The organism is Rathayibacter rubneri (assembly GCF_023743255.1).
Classification (GTDB): Bacteria; Actinomycetota; Actinomycetes; order Actinomycetales; family Microbacteriaceae; genus Rathayibacter; species Rathayibacter rubneri.
In genome coordinates this window covers 40,964-55,511 of the sequence record NZ_JAMRYM010000002.1, presented here as the reverse complement: position 1 = coordinate 55,511, position 14,548 = coordinate 40,964, and the positions used below count along the sequence as shown (strand labels likewise).

The following is a 14,548-nucleotide window of genomic DNA, read 5'->3' as shown; positions in this document are numbered from 1 at the left end:
GCCCGTCCCCCTCAGAACCGTCTCGGGGCGGTGATGTGCTCGCCCCGCTCGGAGACCTCGCTCGCCGGACCCACGATCAGCGGGTCCGGACCGTGAGCGCCGACGACCTCGTCGTCGCGGCCGTCGTACTCGTACAGGCTCAGCACGTGGCGCATCGCCTCGAGTCGGGCGCGCTTCTTGTCGTTGCTCTTCACGACCGTCCACGGAGCGTCGTCGGTGTCGGTCGCGGCGAGCATCGCCTCCTTCGCCGCGGTGTAGTCGTCCCACTTGTCGAGCGAGGCGAGGTCCATCGGCGAGAGCTTCCACTGGCGCACCGGATCGATCATGCGGATCGTGAAGCGCGTGCGCTGCTCCTCCGCCGACACCGAGAACCAGAGCTTGACCAGGTCGATGCCGTCGCCGGCGAGCATGCTCTCGAAGAGCGGCGTCTGGCGGATGAACTCGTCGTACTGAGCCGGGGTGCAGAACCCCATCACGCGCTCGACTCCCGCGCGGTTGTACCAGGACCGGTCGAACAGCACGATCTCGCCCGCGGCAGGCAGGTGCGACACGTAGCGCTGGAAGTACCACTGCGACGCCTCGCGCTCGGTGGGCTTCTCGAGCGCGACCACGCGGGCGCCCCGGGGGTTCAGGTGCTCCGTGAAGCGCTTGATGGTGCCGCCCTTGCCTGCGGCGTCGCGGCCCTCGAAGACGACGACCAGTCGGCGCCCGTGCTTCTTGATCCAGTTCTGCAGCTTCAGCAGCTCGATCTGCAGGAGGCGCTTGCCCGCCTCGTACTCCTCGCGCGACATCCGCTCGTCGTAGGGGTAGCCCTCGCGCCAGGTGTCGATGCGCGTGCCGTCGCGGTGCAGGAGCACCGGGTCGTCGTCGTCCTCGTCGAGCACCACGAGATCGCGGGCGTCGTCGGGAGTCAGGGTGCGGAGGAGCTCGGGGTCGACGCGAGCGGTCTCGGAGGCAGCGGTCACGCGCCGAAGATAGACGGCTCGGGCGACGCGGGAGTGAACGGCCGGTGTCCTGGCGCGGGGCCGGCGCCGGACGTACCCTCGTCGCATGTGCCGGAACATCCACACGCTCCACAACTTCGAGCCCGCCGCCACCGACGACGAGGTCCAGGCCGCCGCGCTCCAGTACGTCCGCAAGATCAGCGGGACCACGAAGCCCTCGAAGGCCAATCAGGAGGCGTTCGACCACGCCGTCGCCGAGATCGCCCACATCACGGGGCACCTCCTCGAGGACCTCGTGTCGTCCGCTCCGCCGAAGGACCGCGAGGTCGAGGCGGCGAAGGCGCGCGAGCGCTCGGCGAAGCGGTTCGCGACGGCCTGAGCGTCAGGCGGCGAAGGAGGCGGGCGGCAGGTCCGTCTCTCCGCCGTCGAGCGCGTCCACGATGCGCTTCGCGACGGCGTCGGGAGCGAGTCCCGCCCCGAAGCGGGGCGCCTCTCCCGCCAGCGGATGCTGCGACAGCTCCGTCTCGGTGTGGCCGGGACGCGCATCGAGCAGCAGCACTCCCGCCTTCTTGTACTCGCGCGCGGAGGCCTTCACGAAGGAGTGCAGCGCGGCCTTGGACGCCGAGTACGCGGCGAGACCGGCGGTCGGCGCCTCGGCGACCACTCCGCTGATCGTGACGGCGAACGGCTCGCGCCCCTCGGAGGCGGAGGCCGCGAGCGCAGCGAAGGCGGCGGTCAGCACGCGGATCGGCGCCAGCGCGTTGACCTCGACGAGCTCCTCCAGCACGGTCTCGTCCAGCTCGGCCGACGGCCCGAAGGCGACGACGCCCGCGGCGATCACGACGCCGTCGAGCCGTCCGTGGCGCTCGATCGCCTCGGCGATCAGCCGAGCCAGCGCGTCCTCGCCTCGGAGATCGGCGACCAGCGGCTGCTCGCCCAGCGCGGCGGCGTCGCGACCGGACCGGACGGTGCGGGCGCCCCGACTCTCGAGCTCGTCGGCGATCAGCCGCCCGAGCCCTCCGGAAGCACCGAGGACGAGGACGACAGCGTCGTCGAATCTGCTCATGCCCGGAGCCTATCCGGGCCCTCTGGCGCGGATCGCTACTTCCGCGTCGCTCCCGCCGCCCCTACCCTGGGCGCCATGCCGCGACCCCAGACCCGTACCGTGCTGCGGACCCTCGTCGACGTCCTCGCGGATCCGGCCCCGATCAACGCCGGCCACGCCCGGCACGTCGCGGAGCTGATCGAGGACGTCCTCGAGGAGGACGTGCACACCGGCAGCACCCCCGCGGCGCTCGCGGCGATTGTCCTCGAGGACGAGTCCGTGGAGGACCCGGCGCTCTGAGCGCGGCGGCGCACCTGCACAGCTGAGGCGGCGAGCCGCGATTCACGGGCGAACTCCGCATTCCTGCCGCTGAGCCTTACTTCCCCGGGCTTGGCTCCGCAGACCCGTGCCGGCGGCCTCTCGATGCCCGGGCCCTCCTCACCCCGCCGCTAGACTCGTCGGGCTGAGACGAGGGGGGCTCCGGTGCAGCAGGACTCGACGGCCGCGGCCGGCTGGTATCCCGACGGGGCCGGAGCGATGCGCTGGTGGGACGGCGAGCGCTGGACCGGGGACCGGAAGTCGGCGAGCGACCACTCCCCCGCCCGGATCGTCGACGGAGCGGCACCCCACTACCGGCTCCCGAACGCCGACGCCACTCCCACCGTCGACGTCGTGGGCGAGTCGGACCGCCTCGAGGAGATCGCCGCGGTGCTCGGTCGCGCCCTGCAGAAGGACGAGCGGCACGAGCAGCGGATCGACGTGCAGCTGGTGCCGGAGCCCGACCGACCCGGAGACCCCACCGCCGTCTCCGTCCGCGCTCAGGACCGCGTGATCGGCTACCTCGCCGACTCCGCGGCTTTCCAGCCCGCCCTGGCCCGAATCACGGCGAGTGGCCTCGTGTCGACGACCGGCGCGCACCTCAGCGCGACACGGACGACTCTCGGACTGCGCGCCTCCGTCCGCCTCGCGCTGGTTGACCCGGAGCTACTGACCCCCGTGAACGCCCTGCCGACCGGCCCGTACTCGCTCATCCCCTGGGGCCGCGGCCTGCAGGTGCTGCGCGAGGACGAGCACTTCGCCCGGCTCGTCGACGTCCTGCCCGGCGGTGGCCGCGGTCTCGTCATCGTGACGCTGCATCCTCTCGAGGGCCGCATCGAGGTGCGGCTGGACGGCGCCCGGGTCGGCGAGCTCTCCCCCGCCGTCTCGCAGCACTTCGCGCCGACCGTGCGGCACCTGGGGAGTCTCGGCCTGACCGCGGCCGCGTACGCCGCGCTGCGCAGCTCCCCGCTGCAGGCCGAGCTGACCCTGCAGGCGGCCCGCGCCTCCGAGCTGCCCGAACACTGGGTCGACGGGCCTCCCGTCACTCTCCCGCCGCTGACACCGCCCGCGTCCGCCTACGACCTGCCCGCCGCGTACATGAAGCCGATGCGCCCGACTCCGCTGACCTCGGCGGAGGCGGCACGCGCGACCCGGAGGCTGATCGCGTGGATCGTCGTCGGCACCTCGCTGCTCGTCGGCCTCTCGAGCTGGATCCTCGGCGACGTCCTGAACTGAGGTCGATCAGGATCCGGATCGAGTGATCAGCCGACCGGCCTCGTCCAGTCGCCGAGCTTCCCGGCGCTGTCCTCCGCCACCACGCCTCCTGTGGCGACGCCGATCACGAGGTCGTACGCTTCGTCGTCCGGCGCGTCGAGATCGAGCCCGTCGAGCCCGAGGAATACCCCCGTCGAGAGCCAGCCGAGCCGCTTGTTCCCGTCGACCAGCGGCTGGTTGCGGACGATCGACTCGAGGAGTACCGCTGCCTTCAGATGGATGCCCGGGTAGGCCTCGCGACCGTACAGCGAGGACTGCGGTCGGTGGGCGGCGGAGTCGAGCAGTCCGAGGTCCCGCACCGATGCGACTCCGAGGTCCTCGGCGATCGCGAGCAGATCTTCGAGTCCGAGGTAGCGCACTACTGGGCGAGCCTGTCGAGCAGCGCCGCGTACCGCTCGCGCCCACGGGCCGAGAGCTCGGCGACATCTGCCCGCTGCACTCGCCGATCTGCCGCCTCGAGGATCGCGCGCACCGTCGCCTCCTGCTTGCTGATGCCCTGCGAGTCGGCGAGAGCCGCGAGGACGCGTTCCTGTTCGTCGGTCAGCCTCAATGTCATCGCCATGCGTCTATGATACCAACCTGATACCACACCGCGGTCAACAGCCCGCTGCGGATGCCGTCGTCGCGCCGATACTCCGGCCCGTGGAAACAGCTTCGGCTCGCAGGAATCCACAGATCCTGCGAGCCGAGAGCGGTTCGACGAGCCGAGGCCCGCCTACACGTTGAAGCGGAACTCCACCACGTCGCCGTCCTGCATGACGTAGTCCTTGCCCTCGATGCGGGCCTTGCCCTTCGAGCGGGCCTCGGCGATCGAGCCGGTCTCGACCAGGTCGTCGAACGAGATGATCTCGGCCTTGATGAAGCCCTTCTGGAAATCGGTGTGGATCACGCCGGCCGCCTGCGGAGCGGTCCAGCCCTTCCCGATCGTCCACGCGCGGGTCTCCTTGGGGCCGGCCGTGAGGTAGGTCTGCAGGCCCAGCGTGTCGAAGCCGATGCGCGCGAGCTGGTTGAGGCCCGACTCCGTCTGACCGGTCGACTCGAGCATCTCGGCCGCGTCGGCCTCGTCGAGGTCGATCAGCTCGGACTCGATCTTGGCGTCGAGGAAGATCGCCTGAGCCGGAGCGACGAGTGCCGAGAGCTCGGCCTTGCGGGCGTCGTCGGTCAGCACGGCCTCGTCGACGTTGAAGACGTAGATGAAGGGCTTGGCGGTCAGGAGCCCGAGCTCGCGGATCGGCTCGAGGTCGATCGTGGTCGCCGAGAGCGGCTTGCCGGAGTCGAGGAATTCGCGCGCCTTCTTCGCCGTCTCGAGCACGATCGGCTCGATCTTGCGGCCCTTGAGCTCCTTCTCGTACCGCGCCTCGGCCTTCTCGAGGGTCTGCAGGTCGGCGAGGATCAGCTCGGTGTTGATGGTCTCCATGTCGCTCGCGGCGTCGACCTTGCCGTCGACGTGCACGACGTCCGAGTCCTCGAAGCCGCGGATGACCTGCGCGATGGCGTCGGCCTCGCGGATGTTGGCGAGGAACTTGTTGCCGAGCCCCTCCCCCTCGGAGGCACCGCGGACGATGCCCGCGATGTCGACGAACGAGACGGGCGCGGGGAGGATGCGCTCCGAGCCGAAGATGCCCGCGAGCACCTCGAGGCGCGGGTCGGGCAGGTTCACGACTCCCACGTTCGGCTCGATCGTCGCGAACGGGTAGTTCGCCGCGAGCACCGTGTTCTTGGTCAGCGCGTTGAAGAGCGTCGACTTGCCGACGTTGGGGAGACCGACGATTGCGATAGTGAGAGCCACGGGCATCCATCCTACGGCGTGGCGGAGCGGGACCCGCGTGCCGCTCGCGGGCCGCGTCGGAGGTGCGTGAGAGGGTGAAGTCGTGCCTATCGACTTCACCGCCATCGACTTCGAGACCGCCAACTCGCACGGAGCCTCCGCCTGCTCGGTCGGGCTCGTGAAGGTCCGGGACGGCCGCGTCGTCGACCGGGCGGGCTGGCTCATCCGCCCGCCGCTCGGCTACGACGACTTCCTCGAGTGGAACACGCGGATCCACGGCATCCGCAAGGCCGACGTCCGCACCGCGCTCGGCTGGAGCGACCAGTTCGCCGATCTCGCCGCGTTCGCCGACGGCGACGTCTTCGTCGCGCACAACGCCGGCTTCGACATGGGCGTCATCCGCGCGGCCTGCGCGGCGACGGCGCTCGACCACGCCGAGTACGACTACCTCTGCTCGCTGCAGCTCGCGCGCAGGACGTACGAGCTCGAGTCCTACCGCCTGCCGTTCGTCGCGCGGGCCGCCGGCTTCGACGACTTCCGCCACCACGACGCGTCCGCCGACGCCGAGGCGTGCGCCGCGATCGTCGTCCACGCCGCCCGTCGCCACGGTGCGGGCAGCATGGCCGAGCTCGGCGAGCTGGCCGGAGTGGCGCTGAAGCGGCTGCGTCCGGCCGCAGCCGTCGCCGCCTGACTCAGGCCTCCGCGCGCGGGTCGCCGAACCAGTTGCTGAACAGGCGCCAGAAGTTGCGATTGCCGTAGGCGGAGCAGGCGTCGCCCTCGCCGTACAGGTTCTCGAGCGCCGCCGCGTTCGGCTGGTACGGCGTGTAGTAGTAGAGGCCCGCCGTCGCCGCGTTCTCGATCAACACGGGCGCGGTGCCGCAGGAGGCGTCGGGCGAGTACTGCACCTCGCTCGTCTCCCCCACGGGGTACCAGTCGAAGCTGCTGTCCGGGTTCGCGTAGCGCTGGAACTGCCACGCCGCTCCGTAGACCTGCCCGAAGAAGCCGAAGTAGTCGCTGTCGCAGTCGGCCGTGTCCGGGCAGCCGTAGCCCGTGGCGCTGCGGAACTGCCGCTCGCTCGGGGCGCTGTCCGAGACCAGCGACTGCTCCTTCTGCAGGAGCACCAGGAGCACCGCCGGGCTCACGTCGCACGCGGCGGCGACACCGCCGATGATCTCGGCGGCCGACTGCGCCTCGCCGCCCGCGTAGGCGGCGCACTGCTCGTCGGCGGCGACATCGCCCGTGTCCTCGGCGTAGTCGCGCAGGCACGGCACTCCCTCGCCCTCGCACTCGAGGACCCGCGCGTCGAGGAACGCCTGGATCGCGGTCGGAGCCAGCGCGTCGCCGTCGAAGAACACGGCGTCCGAGACGATGTCGCCGGGCGCGAAGCCGGAGCCGTCGACACCGCCCGAGAGGTCCGTCCACATGCGGATGCCGGCGCTCGGGGCGGGAGTCGCCGCAGCCGCCGCGAGGTCGCTCGACCCTGCGAGCAGCACCGCCGCGACGAGCGCGGCGAGCACCGCCGCTCCTCCCCGCCGACGTCGCACGTCGCGCGGGGAGGGATCGGTCGAGCTCATCCCTCCACGCTAGCGGGCACCCCCGACGCGCTCAGCCGCAGGAGACGAGGCGCGCCACGGAGTCCGAGAGCGTGCTGGGTCCGCCGAGCAGGACGACCTTCTTCGCGCCGAAGCGGGTGAGGTCGTCCAGCACCGCCTGGGGGACGCAGTCCTTCCGCACCGCGAAGAGCGGGCTCGAGGTGTAGCCGGCGGCGGTGGCGCCCGCGAGAGCATCCGGGAAGTTCTCGCCGGTGGCGAAGTACACCGTGCGCGCGGTGCCGAAAGCGGCCCGGTTGAGCTTCTCGGAGGTGTCGTAGCGGTCGCTGCCCCCGATCCGCGTCGAGGCGATCGGGAGGGAGTTCTTGATCCCCTCGCTGACCGAGAGGGCGCTGCCCGCGATCGTGAGCGTCGTCACGCCGAGTCTCGTGATGAGGTTCTTCGTCGTCGCGTCCGCGGCGGGCAGACCGCCGTTGACCAGGATCACCGGCGCCTTCGCCGTGCCGGCCGCGGCTCCGGCGCTGAGAGCGTCGGGGAACTTCTCGCCCGTCGCCATCCACGCCTTCGAGGAGCCCTGCGGGAAGGCGTACTCGATGATCTTGCGCGAGGTGTCGTAGCGGTCGCTGCCGCCGATGCGCTGGATCGAGCCGGTGTAGCGGGCGAGGTCGTTCTTGAGCGCCTCGCTCACGCTCAGCGGCGAGCCGACGACGACGATCTTCGCGGGCTTGAGGCGCGACAGCTCGTCGCGGACCGGCTGCGTCATGGAGTCGCGGTCGACCAGGAGGAGGGGGCCGCCCTGCTTCGCGGCAGCGGGCCCGGCGCTCAGCGCGTCCGGCGCGGAGACCCCGGTCGCGATGTAGACGACCGGGACCCCGGCCGAGAACGTGGACTGCGAGACCTTGACCGCCGTCTCCTGGCGGTCCTTGCCTGCGAGTCGGTCGACCTGGATCGAGCCCTGGCTGCTGGCCGTCGAGCAGCCGAGGTCCTTCGAGCCGGGGCCGCGGGAGTCGCCGGTGCCGACCCAGCGGTTCCACTCCACGGAGGCCGCGCTGACGCAGACCGTGTAGGTGCCGACGGCCGGCGCCGGCGCCGTGACGGTGAACCCGTGGTTCGACCCGGCGGCGGGGTACTCGCCCGGGATGTCGTTGCGATTGCCGTTCGCCGTCGCCGTGCGGACCGTCTTCGACCCGTCCGGCGCGGTGATCGTGACGGTCGTCGCGAGGGCGGCGCGCTGGGTCGTGGGATCGACGGTCCAGCCGGCGGCGGTCAGGGTGCCGCCCGAGATGCGGGGCGTGTCGACGCGACCGGCGGGCGCGACTCCGGCGTTGGCGAGGGAGCCGTTCCAGTCGCTGAAGATGTACCAGAAGTTGATGTTGCCGTATGTGGCGCAGGCCTGGTTGCCGGTGTTCGTCAGGGCGTAGTCGTTCGGCTGGTAGGGCGTGTAGTAGTAGAGGTTCGCCGTGGCCTGGTTGCGGATGGCGACCTGCGTCGAGCCGCAGGAGCGGTCGGGGTTGAACAGGATGCTGGGCGAGGTCCCCGCCGCGTAGGCGGTGAAGTTCTGGTCGGATCCGGGCGGGTTCGCGTACTTCTTGAACTGGCGCGCCGCTCCGTAGACCTGGGTGAAGAAGCCGGCGGAGCCGTTGTTGCAGCCGGTCTCGTCCGGGCAGTTGAAGCCGGTCGCGCGGTTGTAGAGGCGCTCCGTGGGGCTCGTGGTCGAGACCAGGCTCGTCTCCTTCTGCACGAGCACCGCGAGGACGAGCGGATTGATGCCGCAGGCCTCGCCGACGCGGACGAAGATCGTCGCCGCCGACTCGCTCGCGCTGCCGCGGTACTCCTTGCACATCGGGTCGGCGGCCTTCGTCGGCGTCGCCTGGCTGAACGCCTTCAGGCACGGGACCCCGTTGGGCGTGCCGGAGCAGTTGCGCCCCTTGTCGTCCAGCGTCGCCTGGATCTGGGCGACGGTCTTCGCGTCGCTGTCGAAGAAGTTGGCGTCGCTGAAGATGAAGCCCGCGCGGAAGCTCTTCGTGCTCTCGGCCGCGTACTGCACCTTCACGTCGCCGGGTTCCTCGTCGGCGACCGAGACGGAGGCGTCGGCCGTGCCGGGCTCGACGAGCACGGACGCGGGCGGCAGCACGTCCTCGGCCGCGGAGGCCGCGGTGACCGGGACGAGAGCGGTGCCCAGCCCTACGGCGACGGCGAGGACGGCGGTGAGCAGGCGCGATGGACGGCGGTGATTCCCCATGATTCTGAAGCCTATTCGCACCGGGACGACCCCTTTGGCCCTCGTCCGGGCGCCGCGCCGCTGACGTCCCGCTCGGATGTCGGACGTCCGTGGTGTCATCGCCGCATGGACACCTCCTTCCTCGTCGGACTCGTCATCGGCGCCCTGCTGGCCGGTCTCGCCGTCGCCCTGTGGGCCCGGTCCCGCACCCCCGATCAGGCGATCGCCCTCGAGCTCGCCACCGCGAGCGCCCGGGCCGACGGCCTGGAGGAGCGCCACGAGGCCGTGGTGGAGCAGTACCGCGAGCAGCTGGGCAGCGCCCGCGACCAGGTGCGCGAGCTCCAGGAGCAGCTGCGCGCGGTCGCCGAGCGCGAGCGGCACGACGCCCGCATCCTGCAGACCCTCTCCCCCGTCGCCGAGAGCCTGCGCGGCATGCAGGAGGCGGTCCGGCGGCTCGAGAGCGAGCGGGCCGAGCAGTTCGGAGCGATCACCGAGCAGCTCGAGGGCCAGCGGGCGGCGGGCGAGCGGCTGCGCTCCACGACCGAGACCCTCGCGTCGGCGCTGCGCTCGAACTCCAGCCGGGGTGCCTGGGGCGAGACGCAGCTGCGCAACGTCGTCGAGGCGGCCGGACTCGTGCAGCGGGTCGACTTCGACGTGCAGTTCGGCCTCGAGGGCGAGGCGGGACGCGGCCGGGCCGACATGGTGGTGAGGCTCCCCGGGGGCAAGGCGATCGCCGTCGATGCGAAGGTCCCCTTCGACGCCTACCTCGAGGCGAGCGCGATCCCGGCGGGGGCCGGCGCCGAGGAGGAGGCGCGCCGCGCCGCCCTCCTCCGGGCGCACGTGCGCGCGCTCCGCGGGCACGTCGACGCCCTCGCCGCGCGGTCCTACTGGTCGGGCCTGCCCGCCAGCCCCGAGTTCGTCATCGCCTTCGTGCCGAGCGAGCCCCTGCTCGCGAGCGCGCTCGACGCCGATCCGACCCTGCTCGAGTACGCGTTCCGCAAGCGGGTCGCCCTCGCCTCCCCCGTCACGCTCTGGTCGGTGCTCAAGACCGTCGCGTACACGTGGCAGCAGGACGTCCTGACGGACGACGCGAAGCGGCTGCTCGACCTCGGCAAGACCCTGTACTCGCGGCTGAGCACTCTCGCCGATCATGCGGAGGGACTGCGCCGGTCGATCGAGAAGACGGTCGACTCCTACAACGCCTTCGCCGGCTCCCTCGAGTCGCGCGTGCTCGTGACCGCCCGGCAGTTCGACACCCTCGATGAGACGCGCGTGATCGCTCCCGCCCAGGGCGTGAGCTCCTCGCCGAGACGCCTCACGGCCGTCGAGCTCGTCGAGCCGGAGAGCCTCTCCGACGAGCGCACCGCCTGACGCCCGCACCGCGCACGACGGAGGGGCCCGGCGCCGCAGCGCCGAGCCCCTCCGTGGAGACCTGTCCGAAGTCCTAGATCCACTTCTCCGCGAGGTGCTGCGCGGTGACGCGGCGGATGGTGCCCGAGCGCGAGCGCAGGACGATCGACTCCGTCGTGATGACGTGGCCCTCCTTGCGCACGCCCTTCACGAGCCCGCCGTTGGTCACGCCCGTCGCCACGAAGTAGGTGTTGTCGCTGCGGACGAGGTCGTTCGCGTGCAGGACGCGGTCGAGGTCGTGCCCGGCGTCGAGGGCGCGCTGGCGCTCGTCGTCGTCCTTCGGCCTCAGGATGCCCTGGATCACGCCACCGAGCGCGCGGATGGCGCAGGCGGTGATGATGCCCTCCGGCGTGCCTCCGATGCCGACGCACATGTCCAGTCGCGAATCGTGACGGGCCGCGTTGATGCCGCCCGCCACGTCGCCGTCGAGCAGCAGCCGCGTCCCCGCGCCCGCGGCGCGGATGTCCTCGATCAGCTTCGCGTGGCGCGGTCGGTCGAGCACCGCGATGCGCATCTCGTCGACCGGCTTCCGCTTCGCGCGGGCCAGCGCCCGGATGTTCTCGCCGATCGGGCGCTCGATGTCGATGATCCCGACGCCCTCGGGCCCGGTGACGATCTTCTCCATGTAGAAGACGGCCGACGGATCGAACATGGCGCCGCGGTCGGCGACGGCGATCATCGAGAGCGCGTTCTGGCGGCCGGCCGCGGTGAGCGAGGTGCCGTCGATCGGGTCGACGGCGATGTCGGCCGCCGGGCCCGAGCCGTTGCCCACGTGCTCGCCGTTGTAGAGCATGGGCGCGTTGTCCTTCTCGCCCTCGCCGATCACGACGACCCCGTCGAAGTTGACGGTTCCGAGGAAGGTGCGCATGGCGTCGACGGCGGCACCGTCGGCGGCGTTCTTGTCGCCCTTGCCGATGAACGGCACGGCGCGGATGGCCGCGGCCTCGGTGGCCCGGACGAGCTCCATGCCGAGGTTGCGATCAGGGTGGAGGTAGAGCGAGTCGTGGTCGGTATCGGTCACAGCGCGGAGTCCTTCGCGTTCGATGTTCGTGCAGACGGCGTCGTCGCAGGACCCGCGAGAGCGGGTCCCCATCCCGCTCGAAGCCTAGCGGAGGCACCACTCGGCGCCCCGGGGGAAGGCTGGCACCCGCCTCGCTAGACTCGACCGCGACGCGGGCCTCGCCCGACCCCCTCCCGTTCATCCGTCAAAGGAGATGCCATGCCCGTCGCTACCCCGGACCAGTACGCAGAGATGCTCGACAAGGCCAAGGCCGGCGGTTTCGCCTACCCCGCCTTCAACGTGTCGTCCTCGCAGACGATCAACTCGGTCCTGCAGGGCCTCACCGAGGCGGGCTCGGACGGCATCATCCAGGTCACCACGGGAGGCGCCGACTACTTCGCCGGCCACACCGTGAAGAACCGTGCCGCGGGAGCGATCGCCTTCGCGAAGTTCGCCACCGAGGTCGCCAAGAACTACCCGGTCACGGTGGCGCTGCACACCGACCACTGCCCGCAGAACGCGCTTGAGGGCTTCGTCTACCCGCTGATCGCCGCCTCCGAGGAGGAGGTCAAGGCCGGTCGCGAGCCCCTGTTCCAGTCGCACATGTGGGACGGCTCGGCCGTGCCCCTCGACGAGAACCTGGCCATCGCCAAGGAGATCCTCCCCCGCGTCAAGAACATCAACGCGATCCTCGAGGTCGAGATCGGCGTCGTCGGCGGCGAGGAGGACGGCGTCTCCCACGACATCAACGAGCACCTGTACACCACGCTCGACGACGCGATCGCGACCGTCGAGGCGCTCGGCTTCGGCGAGCAGGGCCGCTACATGGCCGCGCTCACCTTCGGCAACGTGCACGGCGTCTACAAGCCCGGCAACGTGCGGCTGCGCCCCGAGCTCCTCCGCGAGATCCAGGACGGCCTGCAGGCGAAGTACGGCACCGCGGCCCTCCCGCTCGACCTCGTCTTCCACGGCGGATCGGGCTCGACCGATGAGGAGATCGCCGAGGCGGTCCGCAACGGCGTCGTGAAGATGAACATCGACACCGACACCCAGTACGCCTTCAGCCGCTCGATCGCCGACACCGTGCTGAAGAACTACGACGGCTTCCTCAAGGTCGACGGCGAGGTGGGCAACAAGAAGATCTACGACCCGCGCGCCTGGGGCAAGATCGCCGAGACCGCCATGGCCGCCCGCGTCGCCGAGGCGACCCGTCAGCTCGGCTCCGCCGGCAACTCCGGGAAGTAGGACTCCGCTCCGTGACGAACGCACACGACCAGTCGGGCGGCTCCGAGCGCCCGAAGCCGCAGTACGGCGAGTACGCGCCTCCCGGCTGGTCGTGGAACCCTCCGGCCGACACGGTGGTCCCCGATCCCCGCGGGTCCGAGACCGAGCCGCGCCCCGCGACGGCTCCGTCCAAGCCCACGGCCGCGCATCCGGTCGACCGGCTGCTGACGATCGTCCTGCTGGCGCTCGGCGTCTTCTTCGCCGTGCCGACGCTGCTCGATCCCTCGAGCTTCGCGACGACGCTCGAGGACCTCTACACGAGTCAGGGGATCGGCACGTACGCGTCCCCGGATCTCGCGCGCACGCTCGGAGTGGCGATCGCGCTCGCGCAGTCGCTCGTCGTGGCCTTCGCCGTCTGGATCTCGATCCGCCGGCTCCGCGCGGGCAAGCGCGCCGTGCTCGTCCCGATCCTCGGGATCGTGGCCACGGTCGTGCTCTCGATGATCGTCGCCGGCATCGCGATCCTGGGCGACCCGACGTTCGCCGACTACGTCTCGCGCATGTCGAGCCAGGGCGCAGCGGGCCTGGACGCCTGAGGCGCGCCGCACTCACGCACGAGAGGCCGCCCTCCCCTCGGGGAAGGCGGCCTCTCGTGCGTGAGGGAGCGGTCAGCCGCGGACCGGCGCCGTGGTGCGGCCGCCGATCGCACGGGCGTCGCGCTTGCCGGCGACGTCCTTCCGGAGCTCCTTGGGCAGCGAGAACATGAGGTCCTCCTCCGCCGTCTTGACCTCCTCGACGTCGCCGTAGCCCGCGGCCGCGAGGTCGTCGAGGACCTCGCGCACGAGGACCTCGGGCACCGACGCGCCGCTCGTGACGCCCACGGTGCGGATGCCCTCGAGCCACTCCTGCTTGATCTCGCTCGCGTAGTCGACTCGGTACGCGGCCTTCGCGCCGTACTCGAGGGCGACCTCGACGAGGCGCACGGAGTTGGAGGAGTTGGCGGATCCGACGACGATCACGAGCTCGGCGTCGGCGGCGACCTTCTTGATCGCGACCTGGCGGTTCTGCGTGGCGTAGCAGATGTCGTCGCTCGGCGGATCCTGCAGGTTCGGGAAGCGCTCGCGGAGGCGGCGGACAGTCTCCATGGTCTCGTCGACCGAGAGCGTGGTCTGCGAGAGCCAGACGACCTTGTCCGGGTCCTTCACGACGATGGTGTCGACCTCGTCGGGGCTGCCGACCAGGGTCACGTGATCGGGGGCCTCTCCGGCGGTGCCCTCGACCTCCTCGTGGCCCTCGTGGCCGATCAGGAGGATCTCGAAGTCGTCGCGGGCGAAGCGGACGGCCTCGCGGTGCACCTTCGTGACGAGCGGGCAGGTGGCGTCGATCGCCTGCAGGTTGCGGTCGGCCGCTCCCTGCACGACGGCGGGCGACACCCCGTGCGCGCTGAAGACGATGTGGGAGCCCTCGGGGACCTCGTCGACCTCGTCGACGAAGATCGCTCCCTGGCTCTCGAGCGTCGAGACGACGTGCACGTTGTGCACGATCTGCTTGCGCACGTAGACCGGGGCGCCGTAGTGCTCGATGGCCTTCTCGACGGCGACGACCGCGCGGTCGACTCCGGCGCAGTAGCCGCGCGGAGCGGCGAGGAGCACGCGCTTCGCGCCGTCGACGGGGACGTCGCGGAGGCGCCCGGTGGCGCGGGGCATGCGCGGCATGGGCAGGCTGATAGAGACGTGACTCACCCCCCGATTCTATGCGCTCGCAGCTGAGCAGGGGCCGATGCGCTGTCGGAG

16 protein-coding genes are annotated in these 14,548 nt (G+C 71.1%); 7 read left to right on the top strand and 9 right to left on the bottom strand.

The window, feature by feature from the left end:
• Nucleotides 1–11: 11 nt before the first annotated feature.
• Nucleotides 12–965: a polyphosphate kinase 2 gene (gene ppk2, locus NB037_RS01200; RefSeq protein WP_372490666.1), complete on the bottom strand. Its 954-nt coding sequence runs from the start codon at nt 963–965 to the stop codon at nt 12–14.
• 85 nt (nt 966–1,050) lie between these two features.
• Here ppk2 and NB037_RS01195 point away from each other — a divergent pair, with 85 nt between their 5' ends.
• Nucleotides 1,051–1,323, top strand: a complete 273-nt coding sequence (locus tag NB037_RS01195; protein ID WP_251942861.1) for a DUF2277 domain-containing protein — start codon at nt 1,051–1,053, stop codon at nt 1,321–1,323.
• Between the two features lie 3 nt (nt 1,324–1,326).
• Here NB037_RS01195 and NB037_RS01190 read toward each other — a convergent pair whose 3' ends face one another.
• Entirely contained in the window at nt 1,327–2,010 is a 684-nt protein-coding gene (locus NB037_RS01190) for an SDR family NAD(P)-dependent oxidoreductase (protein WP_251942858.1), read from the bottom strand.
• A 75-nt stretch (nt 2,011–2,085) separates the two neighbouring features.
• On the opposite strand from NB037_RS01190, the gene NB037_RS01185 reads away from it, so the two are divergent.
• Both NB037_RS01185 and NB037_RS01180 read left to right on the top strand, forming a co-directional pair.
• On the top strand, nt 2,086–2,289 hold the full coding sequence (locus NB037_RS01185) for a hypothetical protein (protein WP_251942856.1): 204 nt from the start codon (nt 2,086–2,088) through the stop codon (nt 2,287–2,289).
• Nucleotides 2,290–2,472: 183 nt separating this feature from the next.
• Complete coding sequence (locus tag NB037_RS01180; protein ID WP_251942854.1) at nt 2,473–3,543, top strand: DUF2510 domain-containing protein; 1,071 nt, start codon at nt 2,473–2,475, stop codon at nt 3,541–3,543.
• A gap of 26 nt (nt 3,544–3,569) precedes the next feature.
• On the opposite strand, the gene NB037_RS01175 is transcribed toward NB037_RS01180, so the two are convergent.
• From NB037_RS01175 to ychF, 3 genes are all read right to left on the bottom strand, one after another.
• Entirely contained in the window at nt 3,570–3,941 is a 372-nt protein-coding gene (locus NB037_RS01175) for a type II toxin-antitoxin system death-on-curing family toxin (RefSeq protein WP_251942851.1), read from the bottom strand.
• The gene (locus NB037_RS01170; RefSeq protein WP_251942849.1) at nt 3,941–4,144 is read right to left on the bottom strand and encodes a CopG family transcriptional regulator; all 204 of its coding nucleotides are present in this window, start codon (nt 4,142–4,144) and stop codon (nt 3,941–3,943) included. Before NB037_RS01170 ends, NB037_RS01175 begins: the two co-directional genes overlap by 1 nt.
• Nucleotides 4,145–4,297: 153 nt before the next feature.
• Entirely contained in the window at nt 4,298–5,371 is a 1,074-nt protein-coding gene (gene ychF / locus NB037_RS01165; RefSeq protein ID WP_077221952.1) for a redox-regulated ATPase YchF, read from the bottom strand.
• Between the two features lie 82 nt (nt 5,372–5,453).
• Between ychF and NB037_RS01160 the strand changes: the two genes are divergently transcribed.
• Nucleotides 5,454–6,041: an exonuclease domain-containing protein gene (locus NB037_RS01160; protein ID WP_251942847.1), complete on the top strand. Its 588-nt coding sequence runs from the start codon at nt 5,454–5,456 to the stop codon at nt 6,039–6,041.
• A 1-nt stretch (nt 6,042) separates the two neighbouring features.
• Here the strand turns inward: NB037_RS01160 and NB037_RS01155 are convergent, their stop codons facing one another.
• Both NB037_RS01155 and NB037_RS01150 read right to left on the bottom strand, forming a co-directional pair.
• Nucleotides 6,043–6,924: a hypothetical protein gene (locus NB037_RS01155; protein WP_251942845.1), complete on the bottom strand. Its 882-nt coding sequence runs from the start codon at nt 6,922–6,924 to the stop codon at nt 6,043–6,045.
• A 31-nt stretch (nt 6,925–6,955) separates the two neighbouring features.
• Nucleotides 6,956–9,142, bottom strand: a complete 2,187-nt coding sequence (locus tag NB037_RS01150; protein ID WP_251942844.1) for a cell wall-binding repeat-containing protein — start codon at nt 9,140–9,142, stop codon at nt 6,956–6,958.
• Between the two features lie 105 nt (nt 9,143–9,247).
• On the opposite strand from NB037_RS01150, the gene NB037_RS01145 reads away from it, so the two are divergent.
• Entirely contained in the window at nt 9,248–10,492 is a 1,245-nt protein-coding gene (locus tag NB037_RS01145; RefSeq protein ID WP_251942842.1) for a DNA recombination protein RmuC, read from the top strand.
• Nucleotides 10,493–10,565: 73 nt separating this feature from the next.
• Here the strand turns inward: NB037_RS01145 and glpX are convergent, their stop codons facing one another.
• Nucleotides 10,566–11,498, bottom strand: a complete 933-nt coding sequence (glpX, locus tag NB037_RS01140; protein ID WP_242683115.1) for a class II fructose-bisphosphatase — start codon at nt 11,496–11,498, stop codon at nt 10,566–10,568.
• A 252-nt stretch (nt 11,499–11,750) separates the two neighbouring features.
• Between glpX and fbaA the strand changes: the two genes are divergently transcribed.
• Both fbaA and NB037_RS01130 read left to right on the top strand, forming a co-directional pair.
• Nucleotides 11,751–12,776: a class II fructose-bisphosphate aldolase gene (gene fbaA, locus NB037_RS01135; RefSeq protein ID WP_207404834.1), complete on the top strand. Its 1,026-nt coding sequence runs from the start codon at nt 11,751–11,753 to the stop codon at nt 12,774–12,776.
• 11 nt (nt 12,777–12,787) lie between these two features.
• Nucleotides 12,788–13,351, top strand: a complete 564-nt coding sequence (locus NB037_RS01130; RefSeq protein WP_251942840.1) for a DUF6264 family protein — start codon at nt 12,788–12,790, stop codon at nt 13,349–13,351.
• Nucleotides 13,352–13,423: 72 nt separating this feature from the next.
• Here NB037_RS01130 and NB037_RS01125 read toward each other — a convergent pair whose 3' ends face one another.
• Nucleotides 13,424–14,470, bottom strand: a complete 1,047-nt coding sequence (locus tag NB037_RS01125) for a 4-hydroxy-3-methylbut-2-enyl diphosphate reductase (RefSeq protein ID WP_251943054.1) — start codon at nt 14,468–14,470, stop codon at nt 13,424–13,426.
• Nucleotides 14,471–14,548 lie beyond the last annotated feature (78 nt).